This window comes from Arthrobacter crusticola (assembly GCF_004357995.1).
In the GTDB taxonomy this organism is placed as follows: domain Bacteria; phylum Actinomycetota; class Actinomycetes; order Actinomycetales; family Micrococcaceae; genus Arthrobacter_D; species Arthrobacter_D crusticola.
The window spans coordinates 225,062-243,434 of sequence record NZ_SMTK01000005.1; the positions used below are offsets into that span (position 1 = coordinate 225,062).

The 18,373-nt window shown below is 65.3% G+C and carries 18 protein-coding genes and 1 pseudogene; 8 read left to right on the forward strand and 11 right to left on the reverse strand.

What is annotated here, in order from left to right; all coding sequences use genetic code 11:
* Positions 1-27 precede the first annotated feature (27 nt).
* Positions 28-183, forward strand: a complete 156-nt coding sequence (locus tag E2F48_RS17395; RefSeq protein ID WP_165968791.1) for a hypothetical protein — start codon at positions 28-30, stop codon at positions 181-183.
* A 660-nt stretch (positions 184-843) separates the two neighbouring features.
* Here the strand turns inward: E2F48_RS17395 and E2F48_RS15065 are convergent.
* Positions 844-1,170 carry a hypothetical protein gene (locus tag E2F48_RS15065; RefSeq protein WP_133404780.1) on the reverse strand — a complete coding sequence of 109 codons (327 nt, stop codon included), beginning with the start codon at positions 1,168-1,170 and terminating at the stop codon, positions 844-846.
* A gap of 21 nt (positions 1,171-1,191) precedes the next feature.
* Positions 1,192-1,790 (reverse strand): annotated as a pseudogene (locus E2F48_RS15070) (recombinase family protein).
* Positions 1,791-2,481: 691 nt separating this feature from the next.
* Here E2F48_RS15070 and E2F48_RS15075 point away from each other — a divergent pair.
* Positions 2,482-2,733: a hypothetical protein gene (locus tag E2F48_RS15075; protein ID WP_133404781.1), complete on the forward strand. Its 252-nt coding sequence runs from the start codon at positions 2,482-2,484 to the stop codon at positions 2,731-2,733.
* 385 nt (positions 2,734-3,118) lie between these two features.
* Positions 3,119-3,244: a hypothetical protein gene (locus E2F48_RS17745; protein ID WP_281274822.1), complete on the forward strand. Its 126-nt coding sequence runs from the start codon at positions 3,119-3,121 to the stop codon at positions 3,242-3,244.
* A 287-nt stretch (positions 3,245-3,531) separates the two neighbouring features.
* On the opposite strand, the gene E2F48_RS15080 is transcribed toward E2F48_RS17745, so the two are convergent.
* The 8 genes from E2F48_RS15080 to E2F48_RS15120 form a co-directional block, all read right to left on the reverse strand.
* Positions 3,532-4,314, reverse strand: coding sequence for a peptidase M56 family protein (locus E2F48_RS15080; protein ID WP_133404782.1), 783 nt, complete (start codon positions 4,312-4,314; stop codon positions 3,532-3,534).
* The gene (locus E2F48_RS15085; RefSeq protein ID WP_246019079.1) at positions 4,311-4,703 is read right to left on the reverse strand and encodes an RNA polymerase sigma factor; all 393 of its coding nucleotides are present in this window, start codon (positions 4,701-4,703) and stop codon (positions 4,311-4,313) included. The genes E2F48_RS15080 and E2F48_RS15085 overlap by 4 nt, the downstream gene beginning before the upstream one ends.
* A complete protein-coding gene (locus tag E2F48_RS17675) occupies positions 4,649-4,906 on the reverse strand; it encodes an RNA polymerase sigma factor (RefSeq protein WP_246019081.1) in 258 nt (85 codons plus the stop codon). Before E2F48_RS17675 ends, E2F48_RS15085 begins: the two co-directional genes overlap by 55 nt.
* Before the next feature lie 644 nt (positions 4,907-5,550).
* Complete coding sequence (gene nrdF / locus E2F48_RS15095; protein ID WP_120168956.1) at positions 5,551-6,525, reverse strand: class 1b ribonucleoside-diphosphate reductase subunit beta; 975 nt, start codon at positions 6,523-6,525, stop codon at positions 5,551-5,553.
* A gap of 143 nt (positions 6,526-6,668) precedes the next feature.
* Positions 6,669-8,834, reverse strand: a complete 2,166-nt coding sequence (gene nrdE / locus E2F48_RS15105) for a class 1b ribonucleoside-diphosphate reductase subunit alpha (protein WP_185149829.1) — start codon at positions 8,832-8,834, stop codon at positions 6,669-6,671.
* Complete coding sequence (nrdI, locus tag E2F48_RS15110; protein ID WP_133404784.1) at positions 8,831-9,289, reverse strand: class Ib ribonucleoside-diphosphate reductase assembly flavoprotein NrdI; 459 nt, start codon at positions 9,287-9,289, stop codon at positions 8,831-8,833. The genes nrdE and nrdI overlap by 4 nt, the downstream gene beginning before the upstream one ends.
* A gap of 43 nt (positions 9,290-9,332) precedes the next feature.
* On the reverse strand, positions 9,333-9,578 hold the full coding sequence (gene nrdH, locus E2F48_RS15115) for a glutaredoxin-like protein NrdH (protein ID WP_120168950.1): 246 nt from the start codon (positions 9,576-9,578) through the stop codon (positions 9,333-9,335).
* Positions 9,579-9,975: 397 nt separating this feature from the next.
* Positions 9,976-11,256, reverse strand: coding sequence for a class I SAM-dependent methyltransferase (locus E2F48_RS15120; RefSeq protein ID WP_133404785.1), 1,281 nt, complete (start codon positions 11,254-11,256; stop codon positions 9,976-9,978).
* Positions 11,257-11,494: 238 nt separating this feature from the next.
* Between E2F48_RS15120 and E2F48_RS15125 the strand changes: the two genes are divergently transcribed.
* From E2F48_RS15125 to E2F48_RS15140, 4 genes are all read left to right on the forward strand, one after another.
* Entirely contained in the window at positions 11,495-12,421 is a 927-nt protein-coding gene (locus tag E2F48_RS15125; RefSeq protein ID WP_133404786.1) for a LysR family transcriptional regulator, read from the forward strand.
* 167 nt (positions 12,422-12,588) lie between these two features.
* Positions 12,589-13,566, forward strand: a complete 978-nt coding sequence (locus E2F48_RS15130) for an SDR family oxidoreductase (RefSeq protein WP_133404787.1) — start codon at positions 12,589-12,591, stop codon at positions 13,564-13,566.
* A gap of 34 nt (positions 13,567-13,600) precedes the next feature.
* On the forward strand, positions 13,601-14,335 hold the full coding sequence (locus E2F48_RS15135; RefSeq protein ID WP_246019083.1) for a GAF and ANTAR domain-containing protein: 735 nt from the start codon (positions 13,601-13,603) through the stop codon (positions 14,333-14,335).
* Between the two features lie 73 nt (positions 14,336-14,408).
* A complete protein-coding gene (locus E2F48_RS15140) occupies positions 14,409-15,491 on the forward strand; it encodes an FUSC family protein (RefSeq protein ID WP_246019085.1) in 1,083 nt (360 codons plus the stop codon).
* Here the strand turns inward: E2F48_RS15140 and E2F48_RS15145 are convergent.
* On the reverse strand, positions 15,488-16,684 hold the full coding sequence (locus E2F48_RS15145; RefSeq protein WP_185149830.1) for an App1 family protein phosphatidate phosphatase: 1,197 nt from the start codon (positions 16,682-16,684) through the stop codon (positions 15,488-15,490). The genes E2F48_RS15140 and E2F48_RS15145 overlap by 4 nt on opposite strands.
* Positions 16,685-16,813: 129 nt before the next feature.
* Here E2F48_RS15145 and E2F48_RS15150 point away from each other — a divergent pair, with 129 nt between their 5' ends.
* Complete coding sequence (locus E2F48_RS15150) at positions 16,814-18,367, forward strand: CYTH and CHAD domain-containing protein (RefSeq protein WP_133404788.1); 1,554 nt, start codon at positions 16,814-16,816, stop codon at positions 18,365-18,367.
* The last annotated feature ends 6 nt before the right edge of the window (positions 18,368-18,373 follow it).

Here is an 18,373-nt window from a genome sequence, read left to right on the forward strand (position 1 = left end):
GGTGCAGGCCGAGCAGGCGTCCATGGCGTGGTTGGTCTCGTCGTTGTCATCGTCGACGGCGATCATGTCGCGGCCGCACCGGACGCACGCGATGAGGACGAAGCCGTGCTCTTCTCCGATCCGGCGGCGCAGCTCGTCGATGCGGGTGTGCAGGCCGGCGCAGGGATGGTCCGACTCAGCTGAAGCCAGGGCGGCCCGGAGGCGTTCGGTCTGGCGACCTCGTCCTTACCAAGGATGCGCTCCATCACGAAGCTAGTCGGGCGGCGCCCGGGCCGGATTCAAAGCGACGAACAACGGTTTAGAGAACCGATGATTGAATCCAACGCCCACAACATAACCGACATTATCGTGTGTCTTCTGGCCGCTTCACAGCTCGGATGAACAACCACACACACAGCACGAAGAAAGCCAGGTTCATGGCCTGCGTGATCCAGTAGCACCCAGTGGCGGTGCGCCCCTCGGCCAGTACGGAATACGCATTGCTGGCCATCCAGAACAACGCCAAACGCCACCAGTCAAAGCCTGGCCTTTGGTCGGCCATCTCCTACGCTTGACACCCATGCTCCGAGCCTAATGGCGCCGCCAACAGTGCGCCCTGTGGGTCGGACGGCTGACAGTCGCACACCAGTTGTGATCGCGCTCGGTAACCGGCCCGATCACTCGCCGAAGCGCACTGCGCACCTCACGATGCCGTACGGCTGATCTTCCGCGCGCTGCCTCGCGAAGCCGCTAGCGTACTCGCACTGCCCTCGGTCTTGAACCCGGATATGACGTGCGCCCGGCAACCCATGCCAGCGCTCGACATGCGGACAATGGTGGCCCCAGCCAGTCGACGCACCGCGATCACCTTGTCTGCTCATCTCGATCGCTTTCTGCGGCTTCTGCCGCCGGCTCCTCAGGTGAGGGCGAGGTGCCGATGTCGTCTTCATCGTCGTAGTAGTAGGTCGTCTGAACGGGTTGCTTGCCGACCAGTGCTTCCCGGTGACGCTCTGTCTCCTCGGAGTAGCGGTAACTCCAGTCGCTGAGCCGGTTCCCAAGGAGGTCGACAGCGAGAACGGACGCTAGCCCTAATCCGATGCCGACCAGGATGTCCCAATTGTCCAGCAGTGCACTGGTGATGGCTGCCGCGGCGAGCAGACCGGCGGAGACGTAGAGGTAGATCCTCATCATTGTGTTCTCCTCACTGATGCATCAGTGCGTGGTCTTGCCCGATCGCCGCTGGAGCTCACGGTAGACGGTCGTACGCGAGATGCTGAAGAGCTCTGCCAGTTCGGCTTGGGTGTGCTCGCCTTTATCGTGGAACTCGAGCAGGTGCCGGCGCTGGGAACCGGAGAGTTTCGGCGCCTTACCCCGCAGAGGCGGCCCTTGGCCTTTGCGACAGCCATACCCTCACGGGTTCTCATGCGGATGAGGCCGGCTTCGAATTCAGCGACCATGCCCAGGACGTTGAACAACAGCCGTCCGATGGGATCGGCTGGATCGTAGACACTCGCGCCATGGTTGAGAGCGACGCCCTTGCGCGTCAGCTCGTCGGCTATGTCACGTGCATCAGGGAGGGAGCGGGCGAGGCGATCAAGTTTCGTGACCACCAGAGTGTCACCGGATCGAACGGCCGCCATTGCTTCCCGCAGTCCTGGTCGAGAGCGGTTTGTTCCGGTGAGGCCGTGGTCGACGTACATGTTTTCGGCCTCGACCCCGAGGGCCGCAATGCCGTCCAGCTGAGCGGTGAGGTTCTGCTCAATGGTCGAGACCCGCGCATAACCGATCTTCACCCGAGCAGTGTTGCACATGAGGGAGGATCGCCGTGCATATCATCGTACGGGTCTTACGTACATGTGTTCGTTCAGTAAATGTATTGCACCTCCGCTATGGACTGGTGCGCACGGTGAGGGAACGTGAAAAGACACGCTTTCTAAGATCTCCGGTGACCTGGTCATCGGCCAGCGGGAGTCTGTCACGTAATGCTATGACCTGCCGTGGATCTATCAACGGAATCTAGGACATCGTCAGTTCAATGAACTGGTTGTCTCGTCAGCGCAATACGCGAGTGATTTGCCTTTCCGCTTGTCCTGGATGATTTGAGGGAATCCCACCTCTAAACGCTGGCTCGGGGGCGTTTTCCTCTCCGGCTATAGCCGCGGGTGGGCAGCTGTGGTGCAATCAAGCGAAGGAAACGGAAAGGACCTCGGGAACATCATGACTACTCCAGGCCGGAATCAACGGGGGCACGGTTTTTCCTCAACCCAGATGGTGCAGGGCATCGCGGTAACGGCGGTCTTCGCTGCGGGTCTCTGGGCGCTGTGGATCTTCAACGCCATCGACGGCTCCTCCAGATTTCCCGTAGGCCCTGTTCTTATGACTGGGGTGTTAATCTACGGTCTCTTTCGATGGAGAGCGGCAAAAAAGCGGGAGAAAGAGCAATGAGGATTGCCGTGATGAAGTCAGCCACGTGTACCGCCTCCTCGAGGAACGCGGCAGGAGGTGAGTTCGGTCAATAACTATTTAACTGACCCTGCCGAGGAGGCGGAGAAAGCCCGAAACACAGCACTCTTCAGTGGTGTCTTCGGCTTGTTCATCGCTGGAATTATTGCTGGTCCGATTGCCATATTTCAGGCGCGGAAAGCCGAACGGCTGGGAAGATCAGCTCGAGCCGGGAAAATTCTCGGCTGGATAAGCACGATACTTGGTGTCGTTCAGCTGATTGTTCTAATTTTCAGGCTGACCGGCATGTAGGTGGGACCTGAACCTGACAGTTGCGGTTCTTCGCCTCTTGAGGTGATCGCCGCTGGCCCAGCCACTAGCTGGTGCGGGAGGGAATCACGCGTCAATGGCTACTCGATGATTTCTAGGAGCTACGTAACTCAGAGCCTGGCAGCGAGACCACTTAAAGCGGATCTGCCGCGGTGGATCCGCCCAAGCTAGCGCCCGCTGAGGGATTACCTTACGGGCGCCGATTTGTGAATGCGTACTTATGCCGAAGCTCCCGCCATCGATGCCGAGCCGCTTATTGCATCTTCGGGTGCAAATGGATTCAAATGAGACTCGACAATCCGTACTCATTTTCGGTCAGCCCAAATCTTTTGATACGAGCAAGACCGATGACAAAAGGGAGAGCACCATGACTTACCAGCCGACCAACCACGCCCCTGACGGAGTCTCACCCGAGGCCAGAGAAGCCAACACCACATCTCTGGTCCTCGGCATCGTCGGCCTCATCCTCGTCGTTCTCGGATTCCTCGGTTAGGGCCCGGAGCCGTGATGCTGCCGAAAGCCCCGTGGCTCATCCTGTCGCTGATACTGGGCGTTTTGTGCATCGGCGGAGCCATCTTCGTTTTCATTGCTGGGTCAGATGATGGCATCGTCTTCGAGATGGTTCTACTGCTCGTGGGCATTTTCAGTCTCCTGTTGGGTGCCATGATCTCCAGACAGAATCGCTAGGCCCGCCGAACGTAGCCCTGGAGGGAACGCGCACCTGCACGGTCATGGATCGACTATTGAGATGCGGAAGGGATTCTCGATGCCCGCTCCTTCCTATCCTCCTTCGCTCAGCTCGGGCAGACTTTCGATGACGAACTCCCCGATGACTGTTTCGCCGTCGGATTCGTAAACCGGCACGGAGAAGCTCTTGCCCCGCCGCGCATCCTGCCAGGCGAGAGCCTCGGCCGGGCTGGTGAACTCAGCGCTCGTACCGTTCGCCTTGTTCAGCTCTTCGGTATAGGCGTAACCGACCTTCCCCTTGGTGGCGAAGACGGACATCAGGTCCGGGGCACCCTGCTCGTTTTCGACCCCGTAGGTATCCCCGTTCTCATTGACCGCCCATTTGGTGGGAGTCTGGTTCACATACGTGGCCTTCAGCCGGAAGCGGACCTCTGGGGCGCTGGTGCGGATCTCGGTCGAGTGCTGCCCGGGCTTCAGCGGCATCGTGTACAGGGCCGGCCACGACTCGATGTGATCCGCGCCGCATCCCATGGAGGCGCCGTCCTCCCAGTACAGGGTGCCGGCACTCAGGCACGTCAACTCGGTGGAGATATGGGTCGCCCCCTCCGGTGCCGGTCCCAGGTCGATGGTCTGCGTTCCGGTATGGACTCCCTCGGACGCAGCGGCGACCTGGGTAACAATGTCCGCTCCGGGCTCCGTGAAGAACCCGGCTGCCGCCGCACCCACTCCCCCGATCAACCCCACGCCGGCGAAGATTCCGGTTCCGACCCACCAGCGGTGCCGCCGCCGACGGGCCGGTGAGGCTTCATTCACCTGGCTAACCAGGACGCTTCGCAGTCCCTTGCCGAAGGTGTCGTCCATTCGTTCGAGGTTCATGATTGACCCTCCTCCAGTAGCGTGGTCGGTCGTGTGGCGGCAGGCTCGGGCAGGTCCTGACGCAGTCGGTGCCGGGCCCGATGCAGCCTGGTTTTCGCCGCCTCCGGTGTCAGCTGCAGGACCGCAGCGGCCGCGGCAATGTCGTAGCCCTCGAGCGCCAGAGTGATCAGCTGCAGGTCCACGGGTTTGAGCCCCCGCAATGCCACGGCGAGATAAGCGTCCACCCCGTGCAGGGGATTCTGCTGCAGGTAGGTCTCCTCCGGGTCCGCGGCCAACGGGCCGCGCGGGAGAGATTTCAGCAGACTCTCGTACCGCCGGGTGGAGCGGCGGAGGTTCAATGCGCAGTTCGTTGTCGCGACCAACAGCCACGGCAGCACCGAGCACTCCACCAGCCTGACCTTCGTCCGCAGGCGCCACAGCTCAAGAACGCTGCGGCGCTCACATCCTCGGCGTCGGCCCGGTTCGGTGCCAGCCGGTAGGCGTGCCGGTACACCCGGTCCCGATGCCGGTCGAACAGCACACCAAAGGCATCACCATCGCCGGCCAGGCTGCGCGACCACAGGCCGCCGTCGTCAGGATTGTTTTCCCCCATACCCTGTAGTGTCCGCCAAGCCCCGGAAAGTTACACCCACCCCAATAATCTTTTCGTGACGACAAGTTCAACCCACGAAGCCGTGCACGCGCTTGAGCAGGGAACCTTCGAATGACTTGTGGCCAAGACCGCAGCGCTTGGGCATGGAGCAGACAAGAGAGCAGATGAAGTTCGAGCGTCGATCGGGCGGCCGCCGAGGGTCGCGACGGTGTCTGAGCTGGACCGCGAGGCGCTCATCGACGCTCTCACCGGACCTCGGAACGCCCTGGTGAAGCCCGGCTCGTGCTGTCCGCCGAATCGATAGTAGAAGCCCACCTCCGCCGAGAAGTTTTAGGCACGTCGGAGGGGCCCCGACCGTTCGATCGAAGCTAAGGACGGCGCCGCTGCCTACCGGAGCGGACCCCAGAACCCACTGGCAACTCCAACAGCTTCGCCCTTCGACCGGATCCCGGCGCCTGCCGCTCATCTTGGCCAACTAAGTTGTCTGTTGGCCAAGATGATTGTCAGTTGGCCAACTAACTCGTCAATTGGCCAACTAACTTGTCAACTCACAGTCAACTCACAACTGAGCATTGCTCGGATAGGAAGGTCCTTTTGCTCAGATACCGCGAGATTGCTCAGTTAGGTCGGGATCTCACACCAGACTAGAAGTCCCAGTCGTCGTCCTCGGTGTTGACTGCCTTGCCGATCACGTAGGACGAACCCGAACCGGAGAAGAAGTCGTGGTTCTCGTCCGCGTTCGGTGAGAGCGCCGACAGGATCGCCGGGTTCACATCGGTCACGGTGGACGGGAACATCGCCTCGTAGCCCAGGTTCATCAGCGCCTTGTTGGCGTTGTAGTGAAGGAACTTCTTGACGTCCTCGGCCAGGCCGACGGAGTCGTAGAGGTCATGCGTGTACTGGACCTCGTTCTCGTACAGCTCGAACAGCAGCTCGTAGGTGTAGTCCTTGATCTCCTGCTTGCGCTCCTCCGACTGGCCCTCGAGGCCCTTCTGGAACTTGTACCCGATGTAGTAGCCGTGCACGGCCTCGTCGCGGATGATCAGGCGGATCAGGTCGGCCGTGTTCGTCAGCTTCGCCCGTGAGGACCAGTACATGGGCAGGTAGAACCCGGAGTAGAACAGGAAGCTCTCCAGCAGGGTGGAGGCCACCTTGCGCTTCAGCGGATCGTCGCCCTGGTAATAGTCCATGACGATCTGCGCCTTCTTCTGAAGGTTCACATTCTCGGTGGACCAGCGGAAGGCCTCGTCGATCTCCTTGGTGGAGGCCAGCGTGGAGAAGATCGAGGAGTAGCTCTTGGCATGCACAGACTCCATGAACGCGATGTTGGTGTACACCGCCTCTTCCTGCTGCGTGATGGCGTCGGGGATCAGGCTGACGGCGCCGACGGTGGCCTGCACCGTGTCGAGCAGGGTCAGGCCGGTGAACACGCGCATGGTCAGCTGCTGCTCGTCCGGGGTCAGCGTGGCCCAGGACTGGACGTCGTTGGACAGGGGCACCTTCTCCGGCAGCCAGAAGTTGTTGACGAGGCGGTTCCAGACCTCCACGTCCTTTTCGTCCCGGATGCGGTTCCAGTTGATCGCCTCAACATGGCTGAGAAGCTTCAGTTTTTCGGTCATGACTCCGACTCGCTTTCTGAGGTCAAACTTGGTTCGGCTGAGTCTTCGATGCAATACCTGCAGTCGGCTTTCTCAATGCCTTCGTTGTGGGATGTCTGGTGGGTGGGTCATCCCTTGCGGAACGACCCACCCATTTTAGATGCCTAGAGCATGCAGCTGACGCAGCCGTCCACCTCAGTCCCTTCCAGCGCGAGCTGGCGGAGACGGATGTAGTAGATGGTCTTGATGCCCTTGCGCCATGCGTAGATCTGCGCCTTGTTGATGTCGCGGGTGGTAGCGGTGTCCTTGAAGAACAGCGTCAGGGACAGGCCCTGGTCCACGTGCTGCGTCGCCGCGGCGTACGTGTCGATGATCTTCTCGTAACCGATCTCGTACGCGTCCTCGTAGTACTCGAGGTTGTCGTTCGTCAGGTACGGAGCCGGGTAGTACACACGGCCCAGCTTGCCTTCCTTGCGGATCTCGATCTTCGAGGCCACCGGGTGGATCGAGGAGGTCGAGTTGTTGATGTAGCTGATCGAACCGGTCGGCGGCACGGCCTGCAGGTTCTGGTTGAAGATGCCGTGCTCCATGACCGAGGCCTTCAGCGCACGCCAGTCCTCCTGCGTGGGGATGTGCACGTCCTTGAACAGCTCCGCCACGCGCGGGGTCTGCGGAACCCACGTCTGGTCGGTGTACTTGTCGAAGAACTCGCCCGAGGCGTACTTGGACTTCTCGAAACCGCCGAAGGTCCGGCCGGTCTCGATCGCCAGCAGGTTCGAGGCCCGGATGGCGTGGTAGACCACGGTGTAGAAGTAGATGTTCGTGAAGTCCAGGCCCTCTTCGGAACCGTAGTGGACCCGCTCGCGGGCCAGGTAGCCGTGCAGGTTCATCTGGCCCAGGCCGATGGCGTGTGACTGCTCGTTGCCCTTGGCGATCGAGGGAACCGAGGTGATGTTGGACATCACGGAGACAGCCGAGAGGGCGCGGATGGCCGTCTCGATGGTCCGCCCGAAGTCCGGCGAGTCCATCGTCTTGGCGATGTTCAGCGAGCCCAGGTTGCACGAGATGTCCTTGCCGGTCTCGGCGTAGGACAGGTCGTCGTGGTACGTGGTGGGCTCCGAAACCTGCAGGATCTCCGAGCACAGGTTGCTCATGATGATCTTGCCCTCGATCGGGTTCGCCCGGTTCACCGTGTCCTCGAACATGATGTACGGGTAGCCGGACTCGAACTGGATCTCCGCGAGGGTCTGGAAGAACTCGCGCGCCTTGATCTTGGTCTTCTTGATCCGCGCGTCGTCGACCATCTCGTAGTACTTCTCGGTGACGTTCACATCGGAGAACGGCATGCCATAGACCTTCTCGACGTCGTACGGGGAGAACAGGTACATGTCCTCGTCGCGCTTGGCGAGCTCGAAGGTGATGTCGGGAACGACGACGCCGAGCGACAGGGTCTTGATGCGGATCTTCTCGTCGGCGTTCTCGCGCTTGGTGTCGAGGAACCGGTTGATGTCCGGGTGGTGGGCGTGAAGGTACACCGCGCCGGCTCCCTGGCGCGCACCGAGCTGGTTGGCGTAGGAGAAGCTGTCTTCGAGGAGCTTCATCACGGGGATGACGCCGGAGGACTGGTTTTCGATCTGCTTGATCGGAGCGCCGACCTCACGGATGTTCGTCAGGGCGAAGGCCACGCCGCCGCCGCGCTTGGACAGCTGCAGGGCGGAGTTGATGGAGCGCCCGATCGACTCCATATTGTCCTCGATGCGCAGCAGGAAGCAGGAGACGAGCTCGCCACGCTGGGCCTTGCCGGCGTTGAGGAAGGTGGGGGTGGCCGGCTGGAAGCGGCCCTCGATGATCTCGTCGACGAGCTGGGTCGCGAGGGTCTCGTCGCCGGCGGCCAGGTGCAGGGCCACCATGCAGACGCGGTCCTCGTAGCGCTCCAGGAAGCGCTTTCCGTCGAACGTCTTGAGCGTGTAGGAGGTGTAGAACTTGAAGGCGCCGAGGAAGGTCTCGAAGCGGAACTTCTTGCTGTAGGCGCGCTTGTAGAGGTCCCGGATGAAGTTCATCGTGTACTGGTCGAGGGTCTCCCGCTCGTAGTACTCGTTCTTCACCAGGTAGTCGAGTTTCTCCTCGAGGTCGTGGAAGAAGACGGTGTTGTTGTTGACGTGCTGCAGGAAGTACTGGTGCGCGGCTTCCTTGTCGGCCTCGAACTGGATCTCTCCGTCCGGCCCGTAGAGGTTAAGCATCGCGTTGAGCTCGTGGTAGCCCAGATCCTTGTACCGTGCGGGAATGCTGGGCTTTGTCGCCCCAGCCGTGTCCGTCTCAGCAACACTCATGTCCAAAACTCTTCCAATCCTTGATGTACCCGGTCTACGTCCTCGGACGTCCCCATAAGTTCAAACCGATATAGGACGGGGACCCTGCACTTGGCGGCGACGATGTCGGCCGCCAGGCAGTAGGTTTCCCCGAAATTCGTATTGCCCGCTCCAATGACTCCCCGGAGGAGCGAGCGGTTTCCTTCATTGTTCAAAAACTTGATGACCTGCCGCGGCACCGCTCCCCTGCCGGACTCTCCCCCGTAGGTTGGCAGGACCAGCACGTACGGCCGGAGCGCCTTGAGGGTGGGATCCTTCGTGAGCAGCGGGAGCCGGGCCGAGTGCATGCCCAGCTTGGTGACGAACCGGTGCGTGTTGTCCGAGACCGACGAGAAGTAGATCAGCGGCGCATCGGTAACCCCGCCCGAAGCGGTCTGCTCCAGGCGGGGTGTCTCGGTATCCACGGTGGTTGTCATGATCGGCGGTAACAGCCGGCCCGGTCCTGCGAAGGCAGGAAAATCAGGCGACGGAGGTGACGGACAGCTCGGCCAGCTCGTTGATCTTGTCGGGGCGGAAACCGGACCAGTGGTCCTTGTCCGTGATGACGACCGGGGCCTGCATGTAGCCCATCGAACGGAGGCGCTCCAGTGCGGCCGGATCCTGTGAAATATCGACGCTCTGGTAGGTGATTCCCTTCTTGTCCAGAGCCCGGTAGGTGGCGTTGCACTGTACGCATGCTGGCTTGGTGTAAACCGTTACGGTCATGTCCCTGTCCCCTTCTTGATGCTGCTGTATTGCCGTGTCCGTGGGTGGTGGTGGAGCGTCCCGAGAAGGGGGAAATTCCTGGGAATTTCCGGCCCTGCGGTCTCTGCCCGGCCAGCGGTTGATTCGATATCTAGATACTACATCTAGTGCGGGCTGCCGATACAGACCCCAACATGATGTATTACAAGTATGTCATTCACCCGGTCCTGAGTCCACATGAAATCCACAGGCGGGGCCCTCTCGGACCCGCGGATTTGCGCCGATTTGCACCCTCGGATGCACACCCTGTGGAGTACTTGCACACAGCAAAAAATTGCCTGTGTCGTCCTTTTCTCGGCGTGTCGCGGTGGCCTTCCGCGGAGTGTCCGGGGGCACACACCGCGGGCGCTGCGGGCCCCTACCGCCGGCGGTCGAAGAGGAACTGCTGCACGTCGAGGTACCCGGCCTGGAAGCCTGCCCTTGAGTAGCAGAGGTAGAAGCGCCACATGCGTTCAAACGTCTCATCGAAACCGAGCGCAGCCACCTCGTCATGCCGGGAAGAGAACCGTTCCTCCCACAGCCGCAGCGTGGAGGCGTAGCTGTCGCCCAGGGCGAACCGTTCCCGGACCCGCAGGCCCGTGTCCCGCGCGGTGATGTCCTCGATTGCCCGGACCGAGGGGATGAACCCGCCCGGGAAGATGTACTTGTGGATCCAGGTGTAGGAGCGCCGGGAGGCGAGCATGCGTTCGTGCGGAAGGGTAATGGCCTGAATGGCTGCCCGGCCGCCGGGGGCGAGCAGTCTGTCGATCGTCTGGAAGTACACCGGCCAGTATTCGTAGCCGACTGCCTCGATCATCTCCACCGAGACGACGGCGTCATACTCCCCCTTCACCGCGCGGTAGTCCTTCAGCTCCACCCGCACCCTATCGGCGAATCCGGCCGCGGCCACCCGCTCCTCCGCGAGCCGCTTCTGCTCGGTGGAGAGCGTCACCGACACCACGTCCGCTCCCCGGGCGGCCGCCCGCAGGGCCAGCTCGCCCCAGCCGGTGCCGATCTCCAGCAGCCGGGTTCCCTCCCCCACCTGCGCCCGGTCCAGCAGCCGGTCGATCTTGCGCCGCTGCGCGGCCGCGAGGTCGTCCCAGCCCACCGCCGGCAGCCCGGCCGCCGGGGCGTCGAAGAGGGCGCTGGAGTAGGACATCGTCTCGTCGAGGAACAGGGCGAACAGGTCGTTGGAGAGGTCGTAGTGGTGGGAGACATTGGCGCGGGCGTTGGTCCGGTCGTTGCGTTCGCGCCCCGGGCGCCGCGGCAGGTGCAGGCCGCTGAATTTCCCGAGCGGCCCGGAGCCGAGGTGGGCGGCGTGTTCGGCGAAGACCTGCAGCACGGCGGTGAGGTCCTCCGCCGTCCAGTCCTCGGCCAGGTAGGACTCGCCGAAGCCGATCAGCCACCCGCGACCGAGCCGGGCGTGGAAGTCGGCGGGGCGGTGGATGCGCATCTCGGGTGCACCGGCGGCCCCCGGGGCGCCATGGACGGTGCCGTCGTCGTACACCACCCGCAGGGGCAGGCCCCTCACCGCCGAGGTGAAGATCCGCTCGGCCACCGCGGCGGCGGCCCGGGTGCGCATGCCGGCCGGAACGACGGCGACGTCGGGCCAGGCGGCCGCGTCGACGCGGGCCTCCGAGGGAACAACCGGTGTGCTCATTGTGCCTCCTCCTGTGCAGGATCCTAGTCCCAGTCTTACCCCCGGACCGGCAACCCGCACCCCGTTCGAGTCCCGACCGGCCCGGCCGCGCAGGCCACGACACATTCCGCGAGGAGCACCGCGGGCTCGACGCCGCGGGTACCGGCTCGGCTAAAGTTCGGAGTCCCCCCACCTGGAGATCGCTCCGCGGCCCCGCGCACCGGAGCATCGCGCCACCGTTTGCCGGAAAGGACCGCCCATGGTCAATCCCGTCCACCTGAGGACGCTGCTCGAGGTGATCCGCCACGGATCCTTCGCCGGAGCCGCCACCACCCTCGGTTACACCGCCTCCGCGGTGTCCCAGCAGATGTCGGCGCTGGAGAAGGACACCGGGGCCACCCTTTTCCAACGCAGTGCCCGCAGCGCCGTGCCCACGGAGGCCGCCGTCGTCATGTCCCGGCACGCTGCGAAGGTGCTCACCGACATCGACGCGCTGCTCGCCTCCACCGCCCGCGCCCAGGCCGAGACGTCCCAGGAGCTCAGGCTGGGCCTGTTCCCCTCCCTGGCGACCTATGCGCTGCCCCGGCTGCTCAGCACCCAGCAGTGGAAGGCCCTTGGAATCCATCTGAAGGTGTACGTCGCCGAACCCGCCCAGACCATCCAGGGCCTGCGCACCGGCGGGGAGCTCGACCTCGCCCTCGTGTACCAGGTGGGCCAGGCGGGCCTGGCCTGGCCCTCAAGCGTCAGCCGGCAGTGGATCGGCGACGACGACTTCCGGGTGGTCCTGCCCGAGGCCTGGGGCATCCGGGCCGGCTCAACGGTGAGCGCCGACCAGCTGGCCGACATGCCCTGGATCCTCCACCATCCCGGCACGGCCGACGCCACGGTGATCGAGCGCCTGTTCGCCGGGTGCAACCTCCACCCCCGGGTGGTGGCGTACTGCGACGACTTCAACGCCAGCCTCGAAATGGCCGCCGCCGGGCTCGGCGCCGCACTGGTTCCGGATCTGGCGATGCTGAACCGCCCCCCGGGCATCGTTGCCCTGGACGTCCCGGAGATCCGGCTCGCCCGGAGCATCTTCGCCCTGCAGACCGGGGACCGCCAGAACGTTAGGGTGCGCCTGTTCATGGACCAGCTCGCCGACATTCTTCGTCAGCGGAGCATCGAACCGAAACACATTTCCTGACGATCCGCACTCCCTCCCCGACCGCCGGAAAAGCGTTGTCGGGCACTCCGGGCCTCGGTAGCCTCGGAGCGGGTGGGCGGCCCCCAGCCGCCCACCCGCTCCACCGGCGGCGACGGGGTTCATACCGCTATTGATGCCGCAATCATGCCGAAGGTAGGGAGAATCCAGTGGGCAAGAAGCAGCCAGTCGTCGTGATCACGGGTGCATCGAGCGGGATCGGCCGCGCGACGGCCCTCCACTTCGCACGCAGGGGTGCCGACCTCGTCCTGGCCGCCCGTCGGGAGGAAGCCCTCGAGGGGCTGATCGAGGAGTGTGAGGCCTATGGGTCCCGGGCCTTTTCGGTTCCCACCGACACCAGTGACCCGGAGGCCGTCCAGGAAGTGGCCGCGCGGGCCGTGGAGGCCTACGACCGCATCGACGTGTGGGTCAACAACGCCGCTGTCTCCTTCTTCGCACCCTTCCTCGAGGTCCCGCTAAAGGACTTCAACCGGGTGATCGACGTCAATGTCATGGGCTACGTGTACGGCGCCCGGGTGGCGCTGCAGCACATGCGGAGCCAGGGCTCGGGAGTGCTCATCAATGTGGCCTCGATCGTGGGCGTCGTCCCCCAGCCGTACACCTCCGCCTATTCGATGTCCAAGGCCGCGGTCCGCGCCCTCGGGGTGAGCCTGCGCTCGGAACTGCTGCTCGCCAAGGCCCGCAAGGTCCATGTCTGCACGGTGCTGCCGGCCACCATCGACACTCCCTTCTTCAACCAGGCCGCCAATTACACCGGCCGCCGGGCGCAGGCGATGCCGCCGGTGTACAGCCCGCAGAAGGTGGCCGCCACCATCTACAAACTCGTCGACTCGCCGCGCGGCGAAGTGGTCGTCGGCCGGATCGGCCGCTCGATGGTGCGCCAGCACCGGTTCGCCCCCGCCAAGGTGGAGGCCGCGATGGCCCACCAGGTGGACAAGACCCACCTGTCAAAGAAGCAGTCTGCCGAGGCCACCAGCGGCAACCTGTACGAGCCCTCGGCGGACCGGCGCGACACCGCCGTGACCGGCGGGTGGAGCGGCAGGCGCCGGTCGGTGCAGCGTTCCCTGCTCGGCACCGCCGCGCTGGCGACGGCAGGCGGCGTCGTCCTCCGGCGCCTGCGCGGCTGACCACCGGGCGCAGGATTCAGGACAGGGGCGACGCGTGAACGCCGAGCGGGCAGTGAACATGGATCCCACGGGGCCACCCTCGGTGCTGAGGGATCTGGTCCTGAACAGCACCGATGTGAAGGACTATCTCTACGACCTCGCCAACCTTGCGGTCCACCGGCTCTCCACCCCCGACCGCGAGGTCTTCTGTGGAATCACCCTGCTGCGGCCGCGGACCGCCGCGACGGTGGTCAGCAGCAGCAGGCACGCACGGAATCTCGACGAGATCCAGTACGCCTTCCGCGACGGCCCCTGCCTGACCGCCGCCCGCACCTCCTCCACCGTCCTGGTGGAGGACACCCGGTATGACGGCCGCTGGCCGGAGTATCAGGAGGCGGCCCGGACCCAGAAGGTGCGGTCCATCCTGGCCGTGCCCATTCCCATCGACGGGGAGGCCCAGTGCGGGCTCAACCTGTACTCGCTGGGGCCGTCGGCCTTCGACCCGGACGCCGTCCACACCGCGGAGGTCTTCGCCCGGGAAGCCTCTCGGTCGCTGCGCCTCGCGGTCCGGATTGCGCGCCTGACGGACGCCGGCGAGAACCTGCGCGCCGCCATGGCATCGCGTACCACGATCGACCTCGCGGTCGGGATCATCATGGCCCGGAACGGGTGCAGCCAGGAGGCCGCCATGATCATCCTGAAGGCCGCGTCGAGCGCCCGGAACATCAAACTCCGCGACAGCGCCGCGAGGGTCGTCGCCTCGGCCGGACAAGGCGCCGGGGAGGCCTGAGCGGCACCGCCACCGCTCCCCCGGCCGAGCCGCGGCCCGGCCCCGGCGCGACCCGCATTGCAATACTGGAGAGATGGCTTCACCCAATCCCCCCATCCCCCGCCCGCTGCCACGACGCCTCGGCGCCTACCTCCGGCACGGGCGCGTCCTGCTGGCCCTGAAGGCGGCCATCGCCGCCGGCATCGCCTGGTGGGTGGCCCTGCTGGTTCCCGGAGTCGCCTCGAACTACCCGTATTATGCGCCGCTCGGAGCCCTCGTATGCATGTATCCCACGGTGGCCGGCTCGGCGCGGACGGCCCTGCAGACCCTCATCGGGCTCGGGGCCGGAATCCTGCTGGCCTTCCCGGTGATCCTGCTGGGCAATCCCACCAGCCTGGCGGTCGGACTGGTCGTCGGGCTCGGCGTGCTGCTGGCCGGGCTGCCCCGCCTTGGTGCAGGACGGGACTGGATACCGATGGCGGCGCTCTTCGTGCTGCTGCTGGGCGGCGACCACGCCGACACCTACTCGCTGGGATACTCGATCCAGATGCTCGTCGGGGTCGCCGTGGGACTTACGGTCAATGCCCTGGTCTTCCCGCCGCTGCACCTCAACGGCGTCATCCAAAGCCTCGAGGAACTACGCTCCGCCCTGGCGCTCCAGCTCAGCGACATGGGGGCGGCCCTCGAGGAACGCTGGCCTCCCGAGCACGAGGACTGGGCCTCCCGGCAGGACCGGCTCGGCCGCCTTAGCCGGGACGCACGCGCCGCGGTGCAGCTGGCCGATACGAGCCGCCGGGGAAACCTCCGCCGCTACCGCAACGGCCGGGACTTCGAGGCCGACTACCACGCCCTGCGGTCCCTTGAACGGATCGCTTTCTACGTCGAGGACATCACCGAGGTGCTCTCCGGGGCCATCTGGCGCTCGGAGACCGCAGCACCGCTGCCCGCCGGCCTGGGCGTCCCCCTGGCCGAGGCGAGCCGGCTGACCTCGGAGGCCATCGGCGCCTGGGATCCTGAGGCCCCAGCCCAAGCCGCCGCGGAGGACGCGGTGGAGGCCCTCATGCGCGAGGTTCACACCAGCGCCGTCACCGAACGGATCGATGCCGCGGCGACCTTCGGCATGGGGCTCCGGCGGATCCTGCTGACGATCCGCCTCGACCCGGTCCCCGCCCGCTAACTGTCCTCGCGGTGCGGGTAGGGCTCCGGCACCGGGTCCGGGTCGGGATCCGGAGCGATGATGCCAAGCTTCTCCAACTGCTTGGACATCCCGGCACCATCCGGGGCGTATACCCAGTCGATGCCCGGCGTCAGCGCGGCGGCATTCGTCTTGGACCGCCCACCGGCCAGCACCGCCTCGCTGGCCGAGAGCTGCCGGATGGCGATGGCACGCACCCGGTCGGGATGCCGCTGGGCAAACTCGGCGTAGATGGCCTCGTCGTGCTGCCCGTCATCGCCCACCAGGAGCCACTTCACCGAGGGGAACTCCTCGGCCAGGCGCTCGAGGGAGGTGCGCTTGTGGTCCTGGCCGCTGCGGAACCAGCGGTCCCGGGTCGGGCCCCAGTCGGTGAGCAGTTTCGGGCCGGCCGGGTAGAGGTTGCGTGAGAGGAACCGGGTCAGGGCCGGCGCGACGTTCCACGCCCCCGTCGAGAGGTACAGCACCGGCGCGGACGGCATGCTGCGGGTGATCCGTTCGTACAGCACGGCCATGCCGGGGGTCGGCGTCCGGGCGTGTTCGTCCACCACGAACGTGTTCCAGGCGGCCAGGAAGGGCCGCGGAAGGGCGGTGACCATGACCGTGTCGTCGATGTCGGAGACCACCCCGAAGTCCACTGAGTCGTCAACCACCCGCATGGGCGCGTCGGCGAGCCGCGAGTCGCCGGACTTCAGCCGGACCGTGTGCCAGCCGGGGGTCAGTTCCACGTCGATCCGGGCATCGATCACTCCGCCGTGGTCGGCCTTGACGGTGTGCGTGCTTCCATTGATCTGAACCTGCACGACGGCGTCGCGCACGGGGGCGCTGGTGAAGTTCCGCCATCCGCGGATTCCCTCCTTGAGGGGCTTGAGCGGGCCGCTGTCCTCCACCGGACCGCTGTCGCGGGGATCGGTCAGCACCACCCGGGCCAGCACCCGAACCCATTTGGTCGTCCCGTAACCGGTGTAGGGAATGACGGTCTGCACGTGCCCGCGGCGGAGGGCGAGCCGGCGCTGGAACCCCAGCCAGGCGTCGTCGATTTTCATGCCCAGATGGGTGCGTTCCTTCACCTCCACGCCCGGCACCTTCGCCGCCGGCACCTCCGTGGCCGGGGTGCTCTCGATGATTTCGGCCGATTCGGCCGGACGGTCTGTTGGCTGTTCAGCAGGAGTCGTCATGGGTTCAGTGTGCCACGAGTACGCTCCGGAAACCCTCCCTTCTTGCCCTCCGGAGCACCGCAGGCGCAAGAGCCGCCGCACAGCGGGAAGCCCGTGGCCCTCCGGCGCCGGGCAGCACCATAATGGCTCATGACCCAGAGGAAAGAAGCGCCCGCGGCCCGCCGGTATGTCGTCGACGCCGACGCCGTCCTGCCGGAACTGCCAGGCGGCCCGGGTGCACCACCTCCGGGCGGAACGGCAGATCTTCGGCGGGTGCACTGGGATCTGGACGACTCTGAGCTGGCGCATGCCGGGATCACCGTGGCCGTCACCGGTGAGGGGACGGCGGCCCGCTGGGACCTGACCTTTCCCGCGGCGCTGAGCCAGCTGGATTTCTCGGTTACGTCCCCGGAGACCCTCGTCCCGCCGGAGGTTCTCGAGCGGGTCCGGGTCCATGTCCGGGACAGGGACCTGCGGCCGGTGGCGCACCTGGCCCTCCGGCGCCGGGAGGTCACCCTCCCGGGACCCGACGGCATGGGGCTGCGGGTGGTGGACGACGCGGTTGAGCCCGTTGAATCCGGTGATTCCGGTGAATCTACCGCCGGCGGCGGCTGGCGTGAGTGGACGGTGGAGGTGCGCCTTGACCCGGCGGCGGACGGCGGGTCTGGGGACGACGGCGAGGGCAACGGCAATAGGGCCGGAGAACTGCTTGACACCATCGACGCTCTGCTGGTCGCGGCGGGCGCCTCCCCCGGCGCGCCCGCGGAGCGGCTTGCGCCGCTCGTGGAGGGCCGCATCACCGGCCTGGAGGCTGCAGCGGACGCCGGCACGCCGATCGGCGCGGTCCTCACCCCGGTGTTTCGGGCACTTGCGGCCGAACTCAAAACCTGGGACCTCCGCACACGGGTCGACGAGGAGGACGCCGTCCACCAGCTGCGGGTACGCTCCCGCACCCTGCGGAGCGTGCTCAAGACGTATGGGAAGCTGCTCGACGAAGCTGCCGCCCGGGACCTCGGGGACCGGCTGCAGCGGCTGGGGCGGGCCCTTGCCGCCGCCCGCGATGCCGACGTGATCCGCGGCTGGGTGCCTGGGAGCGTGAAGGCCCTTCCGGACGGATCACTTCCCGCCCACGTTGTCCGCCGGCTTCAGAGGACGGCCGCGGCGCAGTACCGGGAGGCCTACGGGGAACTGCTCGAGGAACTGAACTCCCCCGACTATTTCCGGCTCCTTGCCGTGCTCGACGGATTTGCCGCCCGGCCGCCGCTGCGGGCCGACCCGGACGGCCGGAACGCACGGAAGGCCATCCGGCGGGCCGTCAAGCGTCAACAGCGCAAGATGCTCGAGCTCGTTGACGCTGCCGCCGGGGAGGAGGACACCGCGGCGCGGATGCATCTCCTTCACGAGGTGCGGAAGCGGTCCAAGCGGCTTCGATACGCCATCCGATCGGTCTCCGCCGTTACCGGATTCGACTTCGGCAGCAAACTCGATGCCGTCCTGGCGACCGCCGAGGACATCCAGGACGCCCTCGGCGTCCACCGCGACAGCAACATGTTCCAGGAATTTGTGGCCACCACCGCCCGCGAGGCCCACCGTTCCGGGGCGAACACCTTCGCCTACGGCGCGCTCCACCAGGCCGAGGCCGCCCGTCAGGAGGCAGCGGCTGCGGCGTACCGGGAGGCGGCGGAGCGCCTGCGGCAGGGCTGAGACGTG

What these genes read in the sequence shown, in the direction of transcription:
- E2F48_RS15065 (WP_133404780.1), bottom strand. Translation starts at nt 1,170, where the DNA reads ATGATGAGGATCTACCTCTACGTCTCCGCCGGTCTGCTCGCCGCGGCA.
- nrdH (WP_120168950.1), bottom strand. Translation starts at nt 9,578, where the DNA reads ATGACCGTAACGGTTTACACCAAGCCAGCATGCGTACAGTGCAACGCC.
- E2F48_RS15150 (WP_133404788.1), top strand. Translation starts at nt 16,814, where the DNA reads ATGACCCAGAGGAAAGAAGCGCCCGCGGCCCGCCGGTATGTCGTCGAC.
- E2F48_RS15145 (WP_185149830.1), bottom strand. Translation starts at nt 16,684, where the DNA reads ATGACGACTCCTGCTGAACAGCCAACAGACCGTCCGGCCGAATCGGCC.
- E2F48_RS15140 (WP_246019085.1), top strand. Translation starts at nt 14,409, where the DNA reads ATGGCTTCACCCAATCCCCCCATCCCCCGCCCGCTGCCACGACGCCTC.
- nrdI (WP_133404784.1), bottom strand. Translation starts at nt 9,289, where the DNA reads ATGACAACCACCGTGGATACCGAGACACCCCGCCTGGAGCAGACCGCT.
- nrdF (WP_120168956.1), bottom strand. Translation starts at nt 6,525, where the DNA reads ATGACCGAAAAACTGAAGCTTCTCAGCCATGTTGAGGCGATCAACTGG.
- E2F48_RS15125 (WP_133404786.1), top strand. Translation starts at nt 11,495, where the DNA reads ATGGTCAATCCCGTCCACCTGAGGACGCTGCTCGAGGTGATCCGCCAC.
- E2F48_RS15120 (WP_133404785.1), bottom strand. Translation starts at nt 11,256, where the DNA reads ATGAGCACACCGGTTGTTCCCTCGGAGGCCCGCGTCGACGCGGCCGCC.
- E2F48_RS15080 (WP_133404782.1), bottom strand. Translation starts at nt 4,314, where the DNA reads ATGAACCTCGAACGAATGGACGACACCTTCGGCAAGGGACTGCGAAGC.
- E2F48_RS17675 (WP_246019081.1), bottom strand. Translation starts at nt 4,906, where the DNA reads ATGGGGGAAAACAATCCTGACGACGGCGGCCTGTGGTCGCGCAGCCTG.
- E2F48_RS17745 (WP_281274822.1), top strand. Translation starts at nt 3,119, where the DNA reads ATGACTTACCAGCCGACCAACCACGCCCCTGACGGAGTCTCACCCGAG.
- nrdE (WP_185149829.1), bottom strand. Translation starts at nt 8,834, where the DNA reads ATGAGTGTTGCTGAGACGGACACGGCTGGGGCGACAAAGCCCAGCATT.